The organism is Chitinophaga solisilvae (assembly GCF_009928525.1).
Taxonomy (GTDB): Bacteria; Bacteroidota; Bacteroidia; order Chitinophagales; family Chitinophagaceae; genus Chitinophaga; species Chitinophaga solisilvae.
The window spans coordinates 625,563-648,455 of the sequence record NZ_JAABOK010000003.1; the positions used below are offsets into that span (position 1 = coordinate 625,563).

Annotated in this window: 20 protein-coding genes; 4 read left to right on the forward strand and 16 right to left on the reverse strand. The window is 47.3% G+C overall.

Features of this window, described 5'->3' with window-relative positions; all coding sequences use genetic code 11:
• Positions 1 to 9 precede the first annotated feature (9 nt).
• Positions 10 to 3,141, reverse strand: a complete 3,132-nt coding sequence (locus tag GWG06_RS08470; protein WP_127036106.1) for an efflux RND transporter permease subunit — start codon at positions 3,139 to 3,141, stop codon at positions 10 to 12.
• Between the two features lie 144 nt (positions 3,142 to 3,285).
• A complete protein-coding gene (locus GWG06_RS08475; RefSeq protein WP_160712539.1) occupies positions 3,286 to 4,374 on the reverse strand; it encodes an efflux RND transporter periplasmic adaptor subunit in 1,089 nt (362 codons plus the stop codon).
• A 640-nt stretch (positions 4,375 to 5,014) separates the two neighbouring features.
• Here GWG06_RS08475 and GWG06_RS08480 point away from each other — a divergent pair.
• The 3 genes from GWG06_RS08480 to rnc all read left to right on the forward strand — a co-directional run bounded on the left by GWG06_RS08480 (position 5,015) and on the right by rnc (position 7,258).
• A complete protein-coding gene (locus tag GWG06_RS08480; protein ID WP_012788038.1) occupies positions 5,015 to 5,251 on the forward strand; it encodes an acyl carrier protein in 237 nt (78 codons plus the stop codon).
• 23 nt (positions 5,252 to 5,274) lie between these two features.
• Complete coding sequence (fabF, locus tag GWG06_RS08485; protein WP_127036102.1) at positions 5,275 to 6,528, forward strand: beta-ketoacyl-ACP synthase II; 1,254 nt, start codon at positions 5,275 to 5,277, stop codon at positions 6,526 to 6,528.
• A 61-nt stretch (positions 6,529 to 6,589) separates the two neighbouring features.
• Positions 6,590 to 7,258 (forward strand): ribonuclease III, encoded by a 669-nt coding sequence (rnc, locus tag GWG06_RS08490; RefSeq protein WP_235938225.1) that lies wholly within the window; start codon positions 6,590 to 6,592, stop codon positions 7,256 to 7,258.
• Here the strand turns inward: rnc and GWG06_RS08495 are convergent.
• The 6 genes from GWG06_RS08495 to GWG06_RS08520 all read right to left on the reverse strand — a co-directional run bounded on the left by GWG06_RS08495 (position 7,248) and on the right by GWG06_RS08520 (position 14,075).
• On the reverse strand, positions 7,248 to 7,937 hold the full coding sequence (locus tag GWG06_RS08495) for a GyrI-like domain-containing protein (RefSeq protein ID WP_235938227.1): 690 nt from the start codon (positions 7,935 to 7,937) through the stop codon (positions 7,248 to 7,250). The two genes, rnc and GWG06_RS08495, sit on opposite strands and share 11 nt — an antisense overlap.
• 2 nt (positions 7,938 to 7,939) lie before the next feature.
• Positions 7,940 to 8,977, reverse strand: coding sequence for a DJ-1/PfpI family protein (locus GWG06_RS08500; protein WP_160712541.1), 1,038 nt, complete (start codon positions 8,975 to 8,977; stop codon positions 7,940 to 7,942).
• Between the two features lie 86 nt (positions 8,978 to 9,063).
• A complete protein-coding gene (locus tag GWG06_RS08505; RefSeq protein ID WP_127036096.1) occupies positions 9,064 to 10,023 on the reverse strand; it encodes a helix-turn-helix transcriptional regulator in 960 nt (319 codons plus the stop codon).
• A 260-nt stretch (positions 10,024 to 10,283) separates the two neighbouring features.
• Positions 10,284 to 11,318: a cytochrome d ubiquinol oxidase subunit II gene (cydB, locus tag GWG06_RS08510; RefSeq protein ID WP_127036094.1), complete on the reverse strand. Its 1,035-nt coding sequence runs from the start codon at positions 11,316 to 11,318 to the stop codon at positions 10,284 to 10,286.
• Between the two features lie 11 nt (positions 11,319 to 11,329).
• Positions 11,330 to 12,706 (reverse strand): cytochrome ubiquinol oxidase subunit I, encoded by a 1,377-nt coding sequence (locus tag GWG06_RS08515; RefSeq protein ID WP_160712543.1) that lies wholly within the window; start codon positions 12,704 to 12,706, stop codon positions 11,330 to 11,332.
• Positions 12,707 to 13,067: 361 nt separating this feature from the next.
• Entirely contained in the window at positions 13,068 to 14,075 is a 1,008-nt protein-coding gene (locus tag GWG06_RS08520; RefSeq protein ID WP_160712545.1) for a zinc-dependent alcohol dehydrogenase family protein, read from the reverse strand.
• Positions 14,076 to 14,195: 120 nt separating this feature from the next.
• Here GWG06_RS08520 and GWG06_RS08525 point away from each other — a divergent pair, with 120 nt between their 5' ends.
• Positions 14,196 to 14,540 carry a winged helix-turn-helix transcriptional regulator gene (locus GWG06_RS08525; protein ID WP_202182976.1) on the forward strand — a complete coding sequence of 115 codons (345 nt, stop codon included), beginning with the start codon at positions 14,196 to 14,198 and terminating at the stop codon, positions 14,538 to 14,540.
• A gap of 117 nt (positions 14,541 to 14,657) precedes the next feature.
• Here GWG06_RS08525 and GWG06_RS08530 read toward each other — a convergent pair whose 3' ends face one another.
• From GWG06_RS08530 to GWG06_RS08565, 8 genes are all read right to left on the reverse strand, one after another.
• Complete coding sequence (locus GWG06_RS08530) at positions 14,658 to 15,392, reverse strand: BamJ family beta-barrel-assembly machinery protein (protein WP_127039431.1); 735 nt, start codon at positions 15,390 to 15,392, stop codon at positions 14,658 to 14,660.
• A gap of 158 nt (positions 15,393 to 15,550) precedes the next feature.
• Entirely contained in the window at positions 15,551 to 17,443 is a 1,893-nt protein-coding gene (locus GWG06_RS08535; RefSeq protein WP_160712549.1) for a CocE/NonD family hydrolase, read from the reverse strand.
• Positions 17,444 to 17,518: 75 nt separating this feature from the next.
• Entirely contained in the window at positions 17,519 to 17,869 is a 351-nt protein-coding gene (locus GWG06_RS08540) for an MmcQ/YjbR family DNA-binding protein (protein ID WP_127039437.1), read from the reverse strand.
• Positions 17,870 to 17,983: 114 nt separating this feature from the next.
• A complete protein-coding gene (locus GWG06_RS08545) occupies positions 17,984 to 18,880 on the reverse strand; it encodes a hypothetical protein (protein WP_160712551.1) in 897 nt (298 codons plus the stop codon).
• A 7-nt stretch (positions 18,881 to 18,887) separates the two neighbouring features.
• A complete protein-coding gene (locus tag GWG06_RS08550) occupies positions 18,888 to 19,790 on the reverse strand; it encodes a hypothetical protein (protein WP_160712553.1) in 903 nt (300 codons plus the stop codon).
• A gap of 7 nt (positions 19,791 to 19,797) precedes the next feature.
• Positions 19,798 to 20,718 carry a hypothetical protein gene (locus tag GWG06_RS08555; RefSeq protein ID WP_160712555.1) on the reverse strand — a complete coding sequence of 307 codons (921 nt, stop codon included), beginning with the start codon at positions 20,716 to 20,718 and terminating at the stop codon, positions 19,798 to 19,800.
• Between the two features lie 7 nt (positions 20,719 to 20,725).
• Positions 20,726 to 21,619 carry a hypothetical protein gene (locus GWG06_RS08560; RefSeq protein ID WP_160712557.1) on the reverse strand — a complete coding sequence of 298 codons (894 nt, stop codon included), beginning with the start codon at positions 21,617 to 21,619 and terminating at the stop codon, positions 20,726 to 20,728.
• Between the two features lie 245 nt (positions 21,620 to 21,864).
• Positions 21,865 to 22,815 carry a hypothetical protein gene (locus GWG06_RS08565; RefSeq protein WP_160712559.1) on the reverse strand — a complete coding sequence of 317 codons (951 nt, stop codon included), beginning with the start codon at positions 22,813 to 22,815 and terminating at the stop codon, positions 21,865 to 21,867.
• Between the last annotated feature and the right edge of the window lie 78 nt (positions 22,816 to 22,893).

Consider the following 22,893-nt stretch of genomic DNA (forward strand, 5'->3'; position numbering starts at 1 on the left):
AAAAATATGCTAAGCATGAGCTGATGCTATTTGTGCTTCTCCGTTTTCATCCGCTTCCATCTCTTCTTCATCAGGTTTTTTCAAACCTCTGCGGGAAAGGAAAGTGTACATGGATGGGATAACAAAAAGCGTCAGTACCAGCGAAAATATAATACCGCCTACAATTACGATACCCAGTGGAATACGGCTGGTGGCCGCAGCGCCCAGTGATAAGGCAATAGGCAATGCGCCCAGTGCCATCGCCAGACTGGTCATCAGGATCGGGCGCAGGCGCATAACAGATGCATGTATTACGGCGTCGGACTTAGCCAGGCCGCTGTCCCGCTGATGATTCGCAAATTCCACGATGAGGATACCATTCTTGGTTACCAGCCCTATCAGCATGATTACACCGATCTGGGAGAAGATGTTCCAGGTCTGGTCGAATATCCACAATGACAGTAATGCACCGGCGAATGCCAGTGGCACCGTCAGCATAATGGTGAGCGGGTCTATCCAGCTTTCAAACTGCGCGGCCAGTACCAGGTATATCAATACCAGGGCAAGACCCAGCGCAAACATAGTGTTGGAGCCACTCTCCGCATAGTCGCGGGAGGCGCCGGACAAAGCGGTGGAGTAGGTATCGTCGATTACTTTTTCGTTCTGCAGTTTGTTATAAATGCGGTACATCTCTTTCAGGCCGTCGCCGATAGTTTTGCCGGGGGCAAGTCCTGCTGAAATGGTCGCTGATTTATAACGGTTGAAGTGATAAATAATCGGCGGACTGGTTTCTTCTTCTATGCTCACTACGTTATCGAGCTGAATGGCTTCTCCGCGGGAGTTGCGTACGTAGATGTTCTGCAGATCCATGGGATCGTCGCGGTCAGCGCGAAACACCTGGCCCATTACCTGGTACTGTTTACCGTTGCGGATAAAGTAACCGTAGCGCAGGTTACTGAGCGCCAGCTGTAAGGTAGATGAGATGTCCTGTACGGAAACGCCCAGCTGTGTGGCTTTTTCGCGGTTGATATGAATACGCAGCTCCGGCTTATTGAATTTCAGGTCTACGTCGGTGCCCTGGAATATGGGGCTGCTGCTCACTTCCTCCATGAATTTAGGCAGCACGGCGGTGAGTGAATCGAAGTTGATATGTTCCAGTACAAAGGATACGGGTAGCCCCGATCTGCGGCCTACCTGTATGGTTTGTGTTTCGATGGCAAATACTTTACCCTGCGGATAGTGTACCATATTGCGGTTCACCATGTTCACGATATCTTTCTGGGAACGCTGCCGGTCTTTGGGTTCGGTGAGCATCACGTTGGCGAAAGCGGTGTTTACGGCGCCGGCTCCGCTGAATCCGGGAGAGGTTACGCTGAGGATAATCTTTTTTTCGGGTATGGAATCGGCCATGAATTTTGTAAGCTGATCCACGTAATTATCCATGTAGTCAAAAGAGGTGCCTTCGGGTGTGGTAATGGAAAGCCTGAACTGGCTTCTGTCTTCCAGTGGCGCCAGCTCCGACTGCAATGTCCGGAACAGGAAATAGATCATGACCAGGCAGCCTGCGATGATGAGTCCTGCGATCCAACGTACACGCATAAACGATTCCAGCGATTGCCTGTAACCTTCTTCCATCCAGCGGAAGAATGGTTCTGTTTTGGTATAGAACCAGGAGTGGGTATGTGTTTTACGTCCCAGCTTCACATTCAGTACAGGCGTTAACGTTAGTGATACAAAGGCGGAGATGATAACCGCGCCGGCCACTACGATACCGAACTCACGGAACAGTTGTCCGACGAAGCCCTGCAGGAAGATGATAGGAAGAAACACGAATGCCAGCGTGATGGAGGTGGCAATTACCGCGAAGAATATTTCTTCGGAGCCTTCGCGGGCCGCCCGCATTTTGGGCATTCCTGCTTCTATCTTTTTATAGATATTTTCCGTGACCACAATACCGTCATCCACCACGAGTCCGGTAGCGAGTACTATCGCGAGCAGGGTGAGGATGTTGATGGTAAATCCGCAGGCGTACATAATAAAGAACGCGCCTATGAGGGAAACGGGGATATCTACCAGCGGACGTAGTGCCATCAGCCAGTCGCGGAAGAAGAGGTATACGATCAGTATCACCAGGGTGAGTGCAACGATCAGGGTTTCTTCTACTTCCTCGATAGATTTTTTAATGAAGCGGGTATTATCCATGGCGATATTCACGGTAAAATCTTCCGGAATATCCTTTTTCAGCTGTTCAAATCTTTTATAGAATTCATCGGCAATAGCCACATAGTTGGAGCCAGGCTGCGGAATGAGGGCCAGGGCAATCATCGGGATGCCTGATTCTTTCAGCATGGTTTCTTCATTCTCAGGTCCCAGCACCGCCTGCCCGATATCGCGGATGCGTATTTCACTGCCGTTGATGTTGCGGATGATGAGGTTGTTGAAATCATCTTCACTGACAAGCCTGCCGAAGGTGCGTACGGTAAAGTCGGTAGCGTTACCGGCAATTTTACCGGAGGGCAGCTCTACGTTTTCTCTTTGCAGGGCGGCCTGTATATCGGTAGGTGTCAGGCTGTAGGAAGATAATTTGGCAGGATTCATCCAGATGCGCATGGCGTATCTTTTCTCTCCCCATATCTGGATGGCGCTCACGCCCGGGATGGTCTGCAGTTTCTCGAGCAGTACGTTGGTACCGTATTCGGTGATCTCCAGCTGGTTGCGGGTATTGCTCTGTACCGTCATGGAGATGATCGCATCTGAGTTGGCGTCCTGTTTGGAGACTACGGGAGGAGCATCAATATCGGGCGGCAGACTGCGGAGTGCCTGCGATACTTTATCGCGCACATCGTTGGTAGCGCCTTCCAGGTCTTCACCCAGCTCAAATTCCACGGTAATGTTGCTGCTACCCTGGCTGCTGCTGGAAGAGATATTTTTGATACCGGCAACACCATTGATAGATTTTTCCAGTGGTTCCGTGATCTGTGTTTCAATAATATCAGAGTTGGCTCCGGCATACGAAGTACGTACGTTGACAATAGGCGGATCGATAGCCGGGAAGTCTCTCACTCCCAGGAAGGAAAAGCCCACCAATCCGAATATCACGATGATGATATTCATCACAATGGCCAGTACCGGGCGTTTGAGAGATAAGGAAGGTAAACTCATTGGAACTATTTTATAGTAGAATTGCGAATTACGAATTGCGAATTACGAATGTTGAGCGAAGATCAAGGCGGATTAAGAATTTACTTTTTCGCTTATGTCTTCGCTCAACATTCGTAATTCGTAATTCGCAATTCGTAATTCCATTTATTGGATTTTATTGTATTTCAACTCCATACCTGGTTTCAGCTGCAAAATACCTGTTGTTATAACCGTATCGCCAGGTTTGAGACCGTTGGTAATCTGTACGTCGTTTTCGGTGCGGATGCCGGTTTCGACGATAACAAATTTTGCTTTGCCGCTGTCGGCGACAATCACTTTTTTATCGCGGGTACCGGGAATAACAGCCTGGGATGGGATCATGAGAGCATCCGGGAGGTCTTTCAGGGTGATGTTTACCTTGGCGAAGGAACCCGGAAAGAGGTGGCCGTTGTTGTTGGGTATGATGGCGCGGAGTTTCACGGTGCGGGTGGTGAGATCAATTTTCGGATCGATGGCATAGATGCTTCCGGCATATTGATTTCTGTCGCCGGCCACGGTGAAGTTGACGTGGTCGCCGTTTTTGATGACGTTGCGGTATTTTTCTGCCACGGCGAAATCCATTTTCAGGGGATCGATCTGTTGCAGGGTGGTAATGATGGTGGCGGAGGAAACGATTGCGCCCTCGCTGACGTTGCGGAGGCCGAGCTTACCGCTGAAGGGCGCCCGGAGCGATGTTTTCTGCAACTGGGTGAGGGTATATTCTATATCGGCGCCGTATGCGCTGACCTGGTTGCGGGTAACGTCCACATCCTGGCGGCTGATACCATTTATTTTAAGGAGGTTTTCCTGGCGTTCCAGGGTTGTTCTGGCAAGCTGTTGCTGTAATTTCAGCTTTTCGAGCTGGGCACGGAGGTCTTCATCATATAATTTGACGAGCAGATCGCCTTTTCTGACGTTGGTACCTTCTTTAAAGTAGAGCTGTATGATACGTCCGTTGATTTCCGGTTTTATTTCCACTTCCTCATTGCTTTGTAATGTCCCGCTCGCCTCTATGGCCTGTGCCAGCGCGCTGGTTTTTACAATCCATGCGTCGGTAACGGGCGCTTTGGCGGGGCCGGCTCCTTTGGCGGAGGCTCCTTGCTGCGCTTTGGCAGCCTGCTTGCTGCCGGCTATTTTTTTATAAACCAGAAAAATCACGATAGCAGCAGCCACCAATATAATAATGGAGCGGACTGTTTTTTTGGTGTTGGACATGTTTGTAGCTTTTGGCCTTTTATGCGTTTCTCTTTAATTGATAAATACCGGACACGTATGTTTTAAACATTCAAGCGTTTACAGATGTTGCAGTAAACGGTTTGTCTGCAGGAAACTGACTGTTTCTCATAAGCCGGACAAATTTAATAAATGGGATGAGTGAATGGGTGCGGCGACTGTTAAATAGCGTTAAGGCTTTAGATAAGTGGTGAAAAAGGCGGTTGAGTGGAGAATTTGAGGATTTGGGGATTTTTCGATTTATGGATTTGAAATGAGCGGAGAACAGCAGCGGAGTGATGGATAGATTTTTTAGATGTACAGGGATAAACCAGGAAAATCAGACAAATTGACCGATTCTGTCATATGTCGTCATTTTTGCTACCTGTCAGATCCGGACATTAAAAAATCCCAAAATCCATAAATTCCCTTCCCGGAGGTTGTAATTAACCCCCATAATGGACCCTTATTAGCGGGTGTCTTACATAAAATCTTTTATTAACAAAGTGATGAATATGTTGGCTGTATTGGGTTTGCGGAGATTGGCCGGAAGGAAGGAGGTTTAAAATTCGGGCTATCTCTTGGCAATTCAATAAAAATTATATTTTTGCAGTCAAGTTTTAAACCAAAAACACTTAAAATTATGTCAGACATTGCATCAAGAGTTAAAAAGATCATCATTGACAAATTGGGCGTTGACGAAGCCGAGGTAACTCCTGAAGCCTCCTTCACCAACGACTTAGGCGCTGACTCTTTGGATACGGTAGAACTGATTATGGAATTCGAAAAAGAATTCAACATCTCCATTCCTGACGAACAAGCTGAAACTATTACTACTGTTGGCCAGGCAGTTGCTTACCTGGAAGAACATGTAAAATAATCCTACTAATCAGAATTGTTTTAATGCAACCAAGACGAGTTGTCGTTACAGGTTTAGGCGCTCTTACACCGCTCGGCAATTCCGTGGCCGATTCCTGGCACGGATTGACGAACGGTGTATCCGGCGCGGATTTTATCCGTCAATTTGACGCTTCCAAGTTCAAAACCCGTTTTGCTTGTGAACTGAAGAATTTTGATCCTACTAACTACCTGGATAAGAAGGAGGCCCGCAAGATGGACCCCTTTACACAAACTGCGGTAATAGCCGCTGATCAGGCGATACTGGACGCCAATATTAACAAGGACAAGATCAATGCTGATCGTGTAGGCGTAATATGGGGCACCGGTGTGGGTGGTATGATCAACTTCAGCCAGGAGCTGAAAGAATTCCATACAGGCGACGGCACTCCCCGCTTCAGCCCGTTCCTCATCACCAGGCTTATTCTCGATATCGCTGCCGGATATATCTCTATCCGCCACGGCTTCAGAGGGCCTAATTTTTCTGTTGTATCTGCCTGCGCATCCGCTACCAATGCTATCATTGAGGCGATGTACAGTATCCGTTACGGAAAAACGGATATGGTTGTTACCGGTGGTTCAGAAAATGTGATCAATGAGCCTTGCGTGGGTGGCTTCAACGCCATGAAAGCATTATCAGAAAGAAATGATGATCCCAAAACCGCTTCCCGTCCATTTGACCTGGACCGCGACGGCTTTGTGATGGGTGAAGGCGCCGGAGCACTGGTGCTGGAATCCCTGGATCATGCGATGGAAAGAGGTGCTAAAATTTATGCAGAGCTGGCCGGCGGAGGCGCTACCGCTGATGCGCATCACATCACCGCCCCTCATCCGGAAGGATTGGGTGCTATGAATGTAATGAAGCAGGCGCTGGCAGATTCCGGTTTACAGGCGAATGATATTGATTACATCAACGTTCACGGTACTTCCACCCCGCTGGGAGATATCGCCGAAGTAAAAGCTATCCAGAAAGTATTTGGTGAGCACGCTTATAATCTGAATATCAGCTCCACCAAATCCATGACCGGACACTTACTGGGCGCCGCCGGGGCAGTTGAGTCAATAGCCGTAATCATGTCTATCATCGACGGCATTGTTCCTCCTACCATTAACCACTTTACCGACGACCCTCAGCTGGACCCGAAATTAAATTTTACCTTTAACACCGCACAACATAGAGAAGTAAGAGCTGCATTATCCAATACCTTCGGGTTTGGCGGACATAATGCCTCTGTGATTTTCAAAAAATTTGTTCCTTGATCTTGATTGTGTGAAATTATTACCAGGCTTTTTATATCGACTATTATCCAGGAAAAGGCACTTGTACAAAGAGCTTCACAGCTTGCTGGGTTTCCCGCCGGGAAATTTTGCGCTCTATGAGATTGCCCTGAGCCACCGTTCCAGCAAAGAGAAATTCCTCGAAAGCAACGAACGGCTGGAATACCTTGGTGACGCCATACTCGGCGCCATAGTGGGAGACTATCTCTTTAAAAAATACCCTTACAAAACTGAAGGCTATTTAACAGAGATGCGCTCAAAAATCGTTAACCGCCAGCAGCTCAACGATATTGCGATTAAAATGGGCCTGAGGAAACTCACCATCTACGATAAATACAACAGCTTTCTCAAAATCAGCCAGATCTTCGGTAATACCCTCGAAGCCCTGGTAGGTGCTGTATACCTCGATCGCGGCTATAATAAAACCCAGCAGTTCGTTCACAAACGTATCCTCATGCCATACATCGATATGGAGATGCTGGAAAGCGTGGAAATGAACCATAAAAACAAACTTTACGGCTGGGCCAACAAAAACGGCAAAGTCCTGGAGTTCGAACTCCTGGAAGAACAAATGGACAACGGCCGCCGCATATTTACTGTGGGAGCCGTTGTTGATGGGGAACTCATATGTACCGGTAAGGCATTCAATAAAAAAGATGCCAGCCAGATTGCTGCCCAGCAGGCAATTCAGCAACTCGGACTTACTGACTAACCGCCTTCACCGGATGCCGCAATATCGTTTTTAACTTCTCCTGCTCCGTTTTTCTGAAATCAGACAGATATATTTCATGATGCCGGCCGTTCCAGGTCAGCCCCTTACTATGCATGAAATCATCCATTTTTTTCAATGACGCCGGCTCCGTGCTGAAAGGGCCTACATGCAGCAACTGCAGACTGCTCCCCTCTTCTATCGTTTTTAAATCTACCTGCCTGAAAAGGGTTGATTTCTTTTTCTTCTCCGCCGTAGATACCGCCGCTGTGAAATGTTGTGTGGTAACATAGTCCGGCATACGGATAGCCAGCTCATACCGCCATTCTTCCCGCGGAATAGTCAGCGGATCCTGCGTGGTATCTTCTACCCACCAGAAACCTTCCAGCTTGCTTACCGTGAAATCACGTGTTTCAGCTTTGCATAGAAATTTGATCCCGTAAGCTACCCCGTAAAGTGCGGCAACATTTTCAGCAAAGGCTTCCCCGTTGGGGTCGCCCTTCCCCTGAATAGTAAGAAACAGCCCCTTACCGATTTCCACTACCTGTGGCTCAATGGTAGCTGAATAATAGCTTTTGAATGCTTTGGTTAAATCCAGTTTAGTCATATCCGTTAGTGTTATTTCGTGATCAATAAGAAACCCCAGGACAAGTAGCCATCCCAGGGTAATATTGTGTTTCATTGTTAAGATTTTTTTATACCGATTTGAATATTGGTCATGTTTTGCGCCGGATGCTCAAAATCATATCGCAGGTACTGCTCGCGGTTAAGGCCGGTCATTTCCAGTCCCAGCGCCTGTATGCCTGATATCAGCTGGCCGTAGGTTTCCCCGAGCCTGCTCCACTCGCCGGTATGCTGTGTGCTGACGCAATCGAACACCGGCAATACTTCGCAGGTATAAGGAGCTGGTACTGCTTTTACGGCGGTTACCGGAACACCTATTTTCAGGGTGAACTCCTTATCAGGTGTGCCGTCAAAGCCCTCGTAATGCCATTCTACGCCGCCGGATATTTCCAGATCCGCCGCTATGGCCTGCTGGTAAATCTCCCTGGCCACTACGCGTACGAGGGACAACAGTTCCTGCATAGTGATCCGGTAAGTACGGTAAAAGAAAGGATAGGATGGTACAGCGCCGATTTCAGGACCTGTGCCTGTCATCAGAAAAAACTGTAGCCAGAAACTGAGCTGTTCATTTTTCAGCAAATCGAAATACTGGTAGATTTCATGGGCAAACGCCACCATGGCGGTACCGCTGGCAGTAATAATATTATTGCCGGTGGCAGCGGGCGTCTGCTGGTAATGATTGCTACCCTTATAGGCCGGCGCCATCATTTTAAGTACTTCCGGATGGTTGCCGGTATGTGTAACATGATCAAGGATACCCTGCTGTGCAATCAGGGCGGTAGCGTCACAAATGGCTGCCAGCGCCTTATTCTCTGCCAGCTGCTGCCGGATCAGCGGTAGTATGGCCTGGTTAACTTCTTCCAGGATAGTACCTCCGCCAGGGATCAGCAACAGGTCAATATCCGCTTCCATAGCCTGCGCCAGGCTCTGCTGCGGCTGTACCGTAATATTGCCGCCGGAAGTGACAGCCCTGCCATCCAGGGAAAAGGTGATAACCTTTACATCAGTGAAGGAATGAAGCCCGTAAACAGTCAGCGCCGGTTCCCAGTCAGCATAGCCATCGTACACAAATACATAACAGCTGCGAAGTGATTTCATATTGCTTTGATTTTATTGACAATACAAAGCAACAACGGGCAAGTGACAACCTTATGTCAGCAGTAAAACGGGCATCAGAAAAAAAATCAGAGATAGTGATTTTGCAGGTCAGCGATATGGTCGCGCATGACCTGACGCAGGGATTCCGGCTCCAGTATATCCACGCGGGAACCGAACATGGTCAGCCATCTGGCCATCTGGTTCAGGTAAGGCTGCAGGAAAGTCAGCTCCACCCTGTCGCCCTTTACGGTTTCGTCCATCAGTCCGAAATAATATTTCTGGTCCCTTACATACCGCATGAGGTCCTTATCCAGGGAGATTTTTATTAAAATAGGATCATCAGGGGAATGCTGCTTTTTCTGCTTCAGGTATTCTTGTAAAGACAGGCGGTTGTCTTTTTTATAATAGGTAGAAGTAACAGAGAGTTTACGGATACGGTCTATGCGAAAGTCACGGTACCCCTGCCTCAGCCGGCACCACGCAATCAGATGCCATTTGTTGGCGCTATGGAAAATGCCGATCGGCTCTACCTCCCGGCGGGTAGCCACTTCTTCCTGGAAGGAAAAGTATTCCATGCTGATAACCTGGTGCAGGCCCAGCGCCTGTTGTATATCTGACATGAATTTATTGGGGAAGCCTTCCTCTTCGGTAGGTATACCGTTGCTGATAACGGCAATATTTTCTTCCAGCGATTCCAGGTAATCTTTTTCACTCCCCCGCAGTACGGACCTGATTTTTTCCATGGCGAGGCCGAACTGCTTCCGGTTGGAATGGTCGCTGAAGCGTTCCATCAGCTTTTCGCCTGTAAGCAGGGCGGCAGCCTCTTCTTTGGAGAACATGACCGGCGGCAGGTGATACCCGTCCACGATATAGTAGCCGGTACCGGCTTCCGCTCCGATAGGCACACCAGCCTCCTGTAAGGCTTTCACATCTCTGTAAACAGTTCTCAGACTGATATTGAAACGGTCAGCAATTTCTGCCGCCTTCACAATTTTTTTTCCCTGTAACTGGATAAGGATGGCAGTAAGCCGGTCGATACGGTTCATGCAGCTATAGATTCAGGCTGCTAATTTCGGTTGCCTGAAATTATTTTTCACTTTTTTTTTCGTGGTCATTAAACTTTCCCGATAATTCGCCGTCTTTAATACATAACACGTCTCCGTTTTTGTGTTAAGAGTTGATTATGAGAGAATAGTATTTCAGGAGATGTCTTCAACACGATGCTACAGTACAGAATATAGGTTAAATGGTAAGCCCCTGCAATTTCTTGCGGGGGCCTGTTTTTTATGGCAATATTCAAAAAATACTAGTAGCTCATCTCTCCCAGCTTCACCTTTCCCCTGAATGTCCAGAAAACAAATATACTGTAGCCAATTACCAGCGGCGTACCAATGGCTGCAATCAGCAGCATGATTTTCAATGACTTTACTGAAGAGGCAGCCTGATAGATACTGATGCTGTAAGCCGGGTCAGTAGTGGAAATCACAATATTCGGATATAACCCCACAGCAAACAGAATCAGCAGGCAGGACATAATAATACAGGAATAGGCAAAGGCGGTGTAATATTTCCTGCTGTCGATATTTCTTTTGATATTCAGTAATATGAGTACCGCAATCATCGGTACAATAAATAATTCAGGATGATTTTTAAACTGATGCGTCATATGCGGCACATAAATCAGTGTAGCCATAGACGTTAGTATGAAGCAGAGAATAAAGAATTTACTGCAGTTGTTGACCAGGATGGTGAGTTTGGCGTACAGCCTGTTTTCTGTTTTCATCACCAGGTAAATACTGCCGTGCAGCATAAACAATGACAGCGTAGTAAAGGAAATCAGTATGGCATAAGGGTTAAAGAAAGTAAGCAGGCTGCCGGTGAACTCATGCTCCCTGTTAATGGGCAGGCCATGAATGAGATTGCCCAGTACCAGCCCCAGCAGCAGGGTGATAGCGGTGCTGGACACGCAGTAGCTGATGTCCCACATTTGCCGCCACCATTTCCAGGGCTCCTTGCTTCTGAACTCAATAGAGATAGCACGGAAGATGAGCGCTACCAGGAAGAGCATGAAAGGAATATAAAAGGTAGAGAAAATAACGCCATACACCAACGGAAAGCCCGCAAACAGGGCGCCGCCGGCAATCACCAGCCATACTTCATTGCCGTCCCACACAGGGCCTATCGCATTCAGCGCCAGCCGCCGGCTCTCTTCCTTGTTAAAAAACAGGTGCAGGGAACCTGCGCCGAGGTCAAAACCATCCAGCACGCCATAACCGGTGATCAATCCGCCAATCACTAAAAACCACCAGGTGGGCAGGTCCAGTCCGAGTATTGTTTCCATACAGTTATGTTTTATGCGGGGATGTCAGTTAAATTATCTTTATAGTACTGATCGTTATCATGCTCCTGTATATCCGGCCCATGCTGTATTTTACGATTCAGCAGGTACAGAAACAGGGCAAACAGCAGCATATACACCAGGGTGAACAGCACGAGAGAAAACACCACCTGATCTGCCGTTACTTTTTTGGAAAGTGCATCGGAGGTGCGCAGTAATTTATATACGACCCACGGCTGCCGGCCTACTTCAGCAGCGTACCAGCCTACCTGGTTGGCAATCTGCGGGAGTAACACCGCCCAGGCAAATATGACCATCAGCCACCGCTGGTTAAACAGTTTCTTCTTCCATAACAAAAATACCGCCAGCAGGGTAAGTCCTATCAGTATCATACCGATACTTATCATAATATGGTAAGTCTGGAATACAAAGTTCACCGCGCCGGGCCTGTCTTTTTCCGGCGTTGCCCTTAAACCTTCTACGGGCGTGCTGAAGCTGCCATGTGTGAGAAAGGAGAGGCCGCCGGGAATCTTAATACCGGTAGTTGTCTGTGTTTTATTATTGACCCAGCCTACCAGGTACATATCTGCTACTGCCAGGCTATCGTAATGCCCTTCCATAGCGGCGAGTTTGGCAGGCTGGTACTTGCTCACATAATGTGCGGAGCGGTGGCCGGTGAAGAGCTGCAGCAAAGCTGCTATCACGGCTACGGACAGCCCTACCTTAAACATTGCCTGTGCATGTTGTTCAAAGCGGCGCTTCAGTATATACCATGCTGCCACACTCATCACCATGAAAGACCCGGCGAGGAATGCCCCGATGATAACATGGGCGAAGCGGTCCGCGCTGGAGGGATTATTCACCATGGCCCAGAAATCTGTTACCACGGCGCGCGCACCCAGGTCATGGCCTTCAATTTTGTACCCGGCGGGCGTTTGCTGCCAGGAGTTGGCAATCACAATCCACAGGGCAGAGAAGATAGACCCCAGCGCCACCATGATGGTAGAAAAATAATGTACGGCTTTATGCACCCGGTCCCAGCCAAACAGCAATACTCCCAGGAATGCGGATTCCATAGCAAAGGCAAAGATGCCTTCCGCTGCCAGCGCGCTACCGAAAATATCGCCTACATAATGGGAATACGTTGCCCAGTTGGTGCCGAATTCAAACTCCATCACAATGCCGGTAGCCACGCCGATACCAAAGATGAGTGCAAATATCTTGATCCAGAATTTGGTGATTTCCTTATATACCTGCCTGCCTGTTTTCAGGTAAAGTCCTTCCATGATAACAAGACATACTCCCAGCCCTATACTCAGCGGAGGATAGATGTAGTGAAAGGCAATCGTGAAGGCAAACTGTATTCTGGATAGTATTTCTACGGATGGCATAATAACAGAATTATGTTACAAAGGTAGTGGCCGGGTAAATCCGCGAACCTGATGTTTATCATGAATTTATTAAATAATAATTCATTACTTAGCCGTCTGCACAGATGGTTTTTCCCATGAAGCTGTTTTATTGTATGATAACGCTTTTACCGGGATGAGGGTTGAGTTTTTAAACGGTGGCTGATAAATATCATGGCTGTGCTGATCGTCATATTCCGCGTAGTATAAAAATACACATGAATGATATGCGGTGTATTTATTATCTTCAAAGGAGATTTTTGGTTTACTTGAGAAAACGTCCCGCTGAGTAGCGGGACGTTTTTTTATGGGGCATTCTTCTGAAATGTATTACTGTAGATGATTACAGCGAAATGATGACTTTCCCGAAATGATTACCGCTCAGCATATGCCGGAAAGCGTCCTGTACATGCTCCATATCAAATACGGCATCAATCACCGGCCTGATGTTATTGGTTTCAATGGCCGCCGCAAAATTTTTGAAACTCTGTAAGCTGCCGGTGGAGAAGCCCTGCAGGCGTACATAAGAAGAGACAAGGGTGAAAAGATCTACTGGTAGCTGCGCTCCGCCGATAAACCCTACCGCACCTACGAAGCCGTTCATGCGGACAGACTTCACCGAATTGACGATGCTGGCAGCGCCGGCCACGTCGATGGTAGCATGAACGCCCTCGCCACCGGTGAGCCTTTTCACTTCTTCGTGCCAGTGAGGTATTTTTTTATAGTCAATGATTTCGTGTGCGCCCAGTTGTTGCAGCTTTTCCATTTTTGAAGGGCTGCCGGTAGTGGCAATTACGCGCGCGCCCGCTGCCAGCGCAATCTGCAGGGCAAAGAGGGAAACGCCGCCGGTGCCTTGTGTGAGCACGGTCTGCCCCGGTTGAATAGCGGCATATTCCATCAGGCCGGTCCAGGCAGTGGTGCCGGCTACCGGCAGGGAGGCCGCTTCTATGCTGGTCAGATTTGCCGGAGTGGCTATCAGCGCGGTTTCCGGCTGGATGCTGAATTCCGCCAGGCCTCCCGGCGTATTGGAGCCGGTGCGTACCTGGTTGGTTGCCACGCTGTTGCTGCCGTGCTGCCACTGCTGTACAAAGTGCGTAGTTACGCGGTCGCCCGCCTTCCAGCGGGTAACAGCCTCGCCTGTGGCCACCACCACGCCGGCGCTGTCTGCTCCGGGGATGGCCGGCAGCGCTTTAGCCGGATTATATACGCCCTGCACCAGTGCTATATCCAGGTAATTAAGACTAACCGCCTCTACTTTTATCAGTACCTCATGCGCCGCCGGTACAGGGACGGGAATGTTTGTCAGCCGCAGATTGTCTATTCCGAAATGATCATATTGTATTGCTTTCATGACAGTAATTATTTTGATGAAGCAAAATTGAAGGTTAACTTTACATCAGACAAGTATGCACTTTTTGGTACTATAGATACCAATTGGAAACTATTATTGATAATCAATAATTTAAAAATTGTGAAAACAAAAAAAAATAATCATACCGATACGATATGCGCCGTAGATTATGCCTTTCAGCGCATAGGCGGCAAACACAAGGGAAGAGTTATTTACCAGCTGAGAAATGGAATAAAAAGATATGGTGAGCTACGTAGGCTCGTTACCGGTATAACCGCCAAAATGCTCACACAGGTATTGAGAGAGCTGGAAGATGATGAGCTGATTACCCGCACCGTATACCTGGAAGTGCCACCGAGAGTAGAATACGAACTGACGGATACGGGACGGGAACTGCTGCCGTTTATCAGGCTGCTGGCGGATTGGGGAAAGCAGCAGATGGAAAAAGAAATTATTGCTGAATAATTACGAATTACGAATTGCGAATTACGAATGAGGAGCGAAGATCTAAGCGGATAAAGAATTTACTTCTTCGCTTAGATCTTCGCTCCTCATTCGTAATTCGCAATTCGTAATTCGTAATTATTTATTTTCTTGCTGTACAATTTCCAGCAGCTCTACATCAAATACCAATGCACTGCCCGGTCCGATCTTTGGTCCGGCCTGGCGCTCGCCGTAGGCAAGTTCTGAAGGGATGAAGAGGCGCCATTTGGAACCTACCGGCATCAGCTGCAGGGCTTCAGTCCAGCCTTTGATAACACCGCTTACAGGGAAGGAGATAGGTTCGCCTCTGTCTACGGAGCTGTCGAATACGGTACCATCGATGAGCGTACCGTGGTAGTGTGTTTTAACTTTATCATTGATGGTAGGCTTAGGACCATTACCTTCTTTAATGATCTGGTATTGCAGACCGCTGGGAAGCGTTACCACACCTGGTTTGGATTTGTTCTCTGCCAGGAATTTTACGCCCGCCTCACGGTTCTTTGCGGACTTTTCAGCTTTCAGTTGCTGCAGGTAGTTACTGATGCTCATATCACTTTGTTCTTTTGACAGTGTTAAAGTTTTATTGGTCAGCGCATCCTGGATAGCTTTAGCCAGGAGTGCGGTGTTTACATTGTTTAAGCCCTGTAATTTCAGGTTCTCTGCGATATTAAGACCTATACCATAACTCACAGAATCAAGGCTGGTTTTCAGGGGAGACGGTTTAACCGCAGGCTTTCCTGCAACCGGCTTAGGTTTGGCAGCAGGCTTTGTCTGGCTGAAGCCTGGCAGGGCCAGCAATCCCAATGCGCCTGCGAATAAGTATTTTTTGTACATAAAGTTGTGGTTATCAGTAATATTGAATCAATAAGGCTTTGATAAGTGGATGCAATATAAAATAATTAGCGGTTAGCGTTCAGCTTTTAGCTTTTATTTCACAAAATTGGAAAGCCAGAGTGCTGAATACTAACCGCTGTCAGTATAATAGTGGCCTGTTATTGCAGAACAGGCAGTATAATATTGGAAGGATGACCGGCATCATGATAGATGCGGATATCAGCTTTTTTGAAATCCTTGCTAGTAGCCTTGTAAATGTCCATGAACTGCTGCGGGTTACGGTCTGCCAGCGGGAACCAGCTGCTTTGTACCTGAATCATAATACGGTGGCCTTTCTGGAAGGTATGGGCTACATCCGGTAACGTGAATTTCACTTTGGTGGGTTCGCCGGGAACGAATGGTTCCGGTTTCTCAAAGCTGTTACGGAATTTACCACGCATAATTTCTCCGCGTACAAGCATCTGATAGCCGCCCATCGGGTAAGTGGAAGAAGGAACACGGTAATGCTCGGAGGAGGCTTCTTCTTCATACCTGAAATCGTCCGGGAACACATCAATGAGTTTTACCACAAAATCCGCGTCAGTACCGGTGGTACTGGCGATGAGGTCAGCAATCACCGGGCCGGCCAGGGTAATGTCCTTGTCCAGCACTTCAGATTCAAATACTGCCACATCCGGCCTGCGGGACGCAAAACGCTGATCGTCTGTCATATAGTTGATGGTGCGTTTGAAATGTACATCTTCCGTATAGGGAACAGGCCTGGCCGGATCGCTGATGTATTCGCTGTAGCTGCCGGCAACAGCAGGTTTGGCGAATGACAGCTTGCCGTCAGGCTGCAGATACAGCGGTGATGCCGCAATATCCTTCGGAGGCCATACCGGGAACTCTTTCCATTTGTTTTCGCCGGTCATGAAGATGGTGGCTTCTGCAATTTTAGGTTCAGGGCCTTTGCCTTTCAGGTAGTAGTTGAAGAACGGTATCTCGATGTTGCGGGCATAATAGTCAGCGGTATTGCTGCCGAAGCGGACATTACCGAGGTGAGTGCCATCGTTGGATGCCCACTGGCCATGATACCAGGGGCCCATTACAATGCGGTTGGTTGCCTGCGGATTTTGCTGTTCAATGGCACGGTAGGTTTCCCATGCGCCATAGCAGTCTTCCGCATCAAATACGCCGCCTACTACCAGCATGGCTGGTTTCAGGTTATGCAGCGCACTGCTCACATTACGCGCTTTCCAGTAGTCGTCATAGTTAGGATGCTCGTACATTTCATGCCAGAAACGTACGCTGTCGCCGATAATCTTTGCGAATTCGGGCAACGCACCTGTTTCCAGGTAGAATTTATAGTTGTCGTGCGTATAGTATTTATAACCTTTCGGGCCTACAGTAGTAGGTTTAGGATGCGGTTGGTCAAATGCGGTATAGAAGGCAAATGCATCGGAGAGCATGAAAGCGCCGTTGTGGTGGAAGTCATCACCCAGGAACCAGTTGGTAACAGGCGCCTGCGGGCTAACTGCCTTCAGTGCCGGATGGCCGCTGAGAGAGGCCATGGAAGAATAGAAGCCGGGATAGGAAATACCGAACACGCCTACATTACCGTTGTTGCCGGCGAGGTTCTTCACCAGCCAGTCGATGGTATCGTAGGTATCGCTGGCCTCATCGATCTCATTCTTTCCCTTTTTGCTTTTGTTAAAGGGACGTACGTTCACAAATTTACCTTCACTCATCCAGGTACCTCTTACATCCTGTATCACCATGATGTAACCTTCATGCAGGTATTGGTTGTAATGGTTCTTGTACAGCTGACGGTAGTTTTTTTCACCGTAAGGCGCGCAGGAATAAGGCGTGCGCGACATGAGGATAGGATGTTTTTCTGACTGATCTTTAGGCAGATAGACAGACGTAAACAATTTAACACCATCCCGCATAGGGATATAGATTTCCTTCTTGGTATAATTTTCATACATCCAGAGGGAATCCTGGTTAACAGCTTTGGTAACAGCCGGTAGGATAAACAGCGCGGCGCAGGCCAGCAGCAGCCATTTTCTCATAAACAGATTTTTTTGTTAGATGTGGGCTAAAGTAACAAAAAAATCAGGTACTGCCGGCAGGAAATGGGTGAGCGGTTATTGAGCCAGCTTCTCCCTTTCCTTTTTGGGCAGAGAAGCCACTACCAGGTCATAGGAATTTTTAATCCATTCCAGTATCAGCTTGTTAGAAATGTTGGAATGCATATCAACGGTATTCCAGTGTTTTTTGTTCATATGATAGCCGGGAGTAACGCCTTCATAGCGCTCACGCAGCTCAACCGCTTCATCCGGATCACATTTCAGGTTGATGGATTCGAAACTTTCAATATCAGTCAGGGTAAACAACTTCCCGGAAACCTTATACACCAGCGTTTGTTCGCCGAAAGGAAATTCTTCCGTGACGCCGGGCAGAGACAGACAATATTCGCGGAATTGCTCAATATTCATAAGATATGTACTTGTGGATAACAAAGATAGGGAAAGAGGAGAAGAAAGGCCGCTGCCGGGTATGGCCGCTGCCGGAAATACAATCGTTTTATTACCTCTTCATTCTGCTGCTGCTTATTTATTCTTTACCACTTTATAGCGATAGCTGATTTCTTCTCCTAACCCGGACAGCTGAATACTTTCAGGGTAGCGCTCATTCTTCATTTTAGTATTCACCGTTACAGGCACTGCTTGCCCGTTCAACTGATATGTAACAGCAGTAATATGGTGAAGACTTACCAGGTACGGATACCCGATGCCTTCTTCCGGATTGCGGTAAGCGGTGACCAGCCTTGCCAGTACCGGGTTCCTGGACAACTGCGGATAAAGTGCATTCCGTTGCTGACCATACTGCATCGTGAAGGTATACTCCCGTTTTACTGCGGGGGCGCGGTTAGGGATTACATGATTCAGGTAATGAAATTGCTGCAGGTCATTGCCTGTATAGCTGAATTCATCGTACAGCAGCCATTTGATAAAGTCAAGGTAGGCCGTGTCTTTGATGCCCGACATGCTGAGCTGCAGATCACCGTTGATCTGCAGGGAGGTGGTATCATAACCGGAAATTTCCGTACCGTATTCCCGGTACTTTGTAGTGTAGGTGATTACTCTGCCTGTTTCCCATATGATAGAATCCTGCTGACTGAGGCTTTTGGTGGTATTATCATTTTCATGGTAGTACCTGGCTGTTTTCACATATCCGTTGGCGTTATACGTGAATGTTACGTAGTTCTGCCACATGCGGTAGGAGGGGTTATAGTCCCATCTTTCCTTTACCTGCTGCCGTTCGTTGTATACCAGGCTGTCTTTCGGCAGGCCATTGATACGGATAGCGGTAACCAGGTAGCTGCTGTCTTCAGGTGGTTCCGGGGCAGGGCCGGAGCCGCCGTCATCATTTTTACGGCAGCTGCATATAAGTATGCCTGCTAAAAGCAGGAAATAACACGGATAAAATAAAGACGGACGTTTCAAGGTGATATTATTTTATGTCAATACGTTTATAGGTAGCAGTATACCGGGCTGTATGGGCAGGCGTGCTGTCATCTGCCGGGTAGTTGATAATCATTTCTTTCCACTGATTGCTTCTGTCGTAAGTATACGTGTAGGTGACTCTTATCGGCGGAGCGTTGTTGATAACGGTTGAAGTGGCGCTCAGACAGAGTGGGCCTGCAATCAGGTACTGGTAGGTAGAGAGGTACATTCTCATGACAGGGTCACCTGCCACCAGGCGGTACATATGATTCGGGTTATCCGTATATCCAAAAGTAATCTCTGTGTCTTCCTGTGTGGAAGGGCCCCACCAGGTATCGGTGATGTAATAGTGGCTGCCGGCGAATTTCAATCCTTCATTGTTGTAGGTGAGATTCTGGTAGTATACTCTTTTAGCTGAGCCTTTGACGTGATCCCGTAGTACAACAGTATCTCTTGTGCCATGCATGATAACCTGTCCGGCTTCGTTTGCCAGGATCTGATCAGCCCCTTTACCCATAGAAGTGCCATCCGGTACAAAGGATTCTGTGTATATGGTCGTCTTACTGCCGGTAGTGATAGTGGTACCCTGAACTCTCCGTAGGAAGATGCCTGTTTCATTTAGAAAAAGATTATAGCCGGTTGCAGTACCATTGTTGCCATAGATATATTCAATGTACTTGTTGTATGATTTTTCCTTCGCATTGTAATGCCAGGATTTTGTCAGCTTGCCCCGGTTATTGTATTCAAAACTATCCAACGGTACGCCATCCAGCGAAAGAGTATTGATAAGGGAGATGTAGTTCACCGGTTCCGGGTTACCACCGTCGCTTTTTTTACGGCAGCTGCTGCAGGTAAGGATACCTGCCAGAAGCAGGAAATAGCACGGATAAAAAAAAGATAGATGCTTCACGGTAGTATTACTTTATGTCAATACGTTTATAGGTAGCTGAATACCTGGCTGTATGGGCGGGGTTACTGGCATAAGCCGGGTAGTTGATAGCCATTTCTTTCCACTGATCGCTATTGTCGTAGGTATACGTGTAGGTGACTTTCATCCCCGGAGTATTGTTGATAACAGCAGTGGTGGTGCTCAGGCACAGCATGCCTGCGGTCAGGTACTGGTAGTTACCGAGATAAATGCCCATGACTGGATCACGTACTACCAGGCTGTACATATGATTCAGCTTGTCGGTATAGGCAAAGGTAACCGTTGTTTCTTCCTCAATGGGTGCATTCCACCTGGTTGCAGACCGGTAAAAATGACCAGTGGTAGATTGCAGTCCCTGGATGTTATAGGTATAATTCCGGTAGCTCACCATCTTAACGGTGCCCATGGCAGGATCCGGGGTAACGATCGTATCTTTTGTACCGCTCATGGTCACCTGTCCGATTCCGTTTACAAGCACGAAAGAAGAATCTTTACCTAAAAAAATGTTGTCTGGTCCGAAGGATTCCGTATAGAGCGTAATCTTATTGCCGGCAGTGACATAGGTTCCGCGTAATCTGAGTTTGAAGCTGCCTGCTTCCCGCTGGAAGTAGTTATAACCGGATACATTACCGGAGCCACCATAAACATACTCATGGTATCTGTTATAGGATTTTGACGTGGTGTCATAATGCCAGAATTTTACCAGCTTGCCGTGGCTATTGTATTCAAAACTATCCAGCAGCGCGCCATCCAGGGAAAGCGTGTTGATAAGGGAAATGTATGGCGAAGGCTCTGGTTCGGGCTTAATAACAGTATCGTCACTGCTTTTGAGGCAGGCCTGCATGCTGCACATCATCACACCTGCCAGAAGCAGGAAGCAGCGGGAATAAAGAAAAGAAGAACGTTTCATTGATGTATTACTTTATGGTAACAGGTTTATAGGTAGCGGTGTATTTGGTGGTGGTGGCCGGCTGATCGCCCATTACCGGAGTATAGGCAATCATTTCTGTCCATTGGCTGTTATTATTGTTATAGGTATAAGTGTAGGTACTGGTTACGGCGATGTCTTTATTATTGGTGATGTAGTAGGAAGTGATGGCTGTAGGACCTGTGAAGAAGATATTATATTTGTTCAGGAACAATTTGAGGACAGGGTCATTGGCTATCAGGAAATACATAGTATTCCTGGTGTTACTATGCGTTGCGGTGATGTGCCAGGTAAATAGACTTGCAGGAAAATCTATTGTTTCTGAGCGGTAAGAATGAGTATAGGATGATTTTAATGTATGTTGTTCGTAAGTGTATTGCTGATAGTGCACAACCTTATAGGAGCCCATTAATGGATTAGATAACCGAAGCGTATCCGGTGAGCCGATCCTGAGTATTTGGTTGCTTGTATTCACCAATGCTTCGGATGAATCATTTAGAAGTTTTGTTCCTCCGGGGCCGTAATGCTGTGTGTAAATTTTTACAATCTCACCGGTTCTTTTGCTGACAGCTTTAGTTTTGAGCCTGAAACTACCACCGTCTTGTATGTATATATTATAGGCTGCGGCTTTATTATTTTCATAGATAAATTCATAATACAGGTTATAGGATGTTGCACCCGGCTCGCGGTTCCATAATTCAACCAGTTTGCCTCCGTTGTATACAAAGCTATCTGTAGGTACGCCATTTGTTGCGAGCGTATGAAAAAGCGGTGCCGCAAAGTCAGGGTCCGGTTCCGGTGTGGTAGTTTCATCGACTTTACTGCAGGCAGCTATGACAATTGATAAGATGGTGACTAAAAGAATGAAGTTGTTTTTTTTCATCTCAGTTGAAGTGATGATAAGTAAAGTATTGACAGCGGCAAAAGTAGCATTTAATAGTTATGGCCTGAGTACAGGGGAATTTAGCCGCAGTGTAATCCGGCCGGAGATACGCTATAATACAGTGTTTCAGTCCGGTATAATAAGGTTGTCAGCAGAAAAAATCTGCCACTATAATTATCTTCTATAAGAAAATCCCTGTATACACATGAATATACAGGGATGTATAATTTGCTGTAAAACTGCTGTTACTGCAACTTAATGTAGGTAGCAGAATATTTATAGGATGAAGTCAGTTTCCCATGGGAATACGCATCCCTGCGGTCGAACTTCATTGTTTTCCAGATGGGGCCTCCTATTGTATCTATATCGCTGTAGGTATAGTAATTTGTAAAAATGCTGTCTAGTTTTTTAGTTTTTATTGTCTGAACGGACTTTTCCAGCATAGTGCTGCCTCCGAAAAAGGCCATGTATTCATCGTGCATAAATCGCTCATACAAGCACCAGGCAAGTACGGGATCATTGCTTATCAGCCTGTTCATGGCATTTGGCCGTTTACCGTAAGTGTATTCAAGGTTATTCCTTACCAGGGTATAATCCGGGTTAACGTTTTCACTGATTGTAAAGTTATCAGACACAAATTGATGAATGTTGCTGCTCTGGTAACGCAATTCCCTGTATGACAGGTAACGGATGGGTTTATGAGTAATACCATCATTGCCGGGAAGGGTGTCTTTACTGCCCAGCAGTGAAAACTGTCCGGCAGCATTAAGTGCTACGCTGCTTGTCCACCCATCGCCAGATCCGTCAGGATAGCTGGTAGCACAATGGATTCTTCCATTTGTAATTTTGTACTGGCGGAGTATCCATAGCGTTCTTGGCCCGTTTATGCTAGACCGGTTATAGAGTCTGGTTTCGATGAGTTTGCCGTCAGGGCCATAAATATAATCGGTATAGGCATAATCCCACCCATCACCAAGGCTGTAGGCTCCCCATATCTGGATCAGTTTCCCCCGGGAATTATACACGAAACTGTCAGACGACTTGTCGTTCTTATTCAATTTACTGATGTAATATCCGGGTATGTCTGTAACAGGTTCCGTAGGATAGGCTGCTCCGGTATTATTCTTTTTGCTGCAGGCTGCAAGGGTAAATACTGTTGCGCTCAGCGCCAACAGTAAACGTTTAGCTGGTTTCATCATTCACTTGTACAGGAACAGGTTATATAAAAGCGTACATGCCTGTACGTTACGGATAACGTACAGGCATGCAAATAT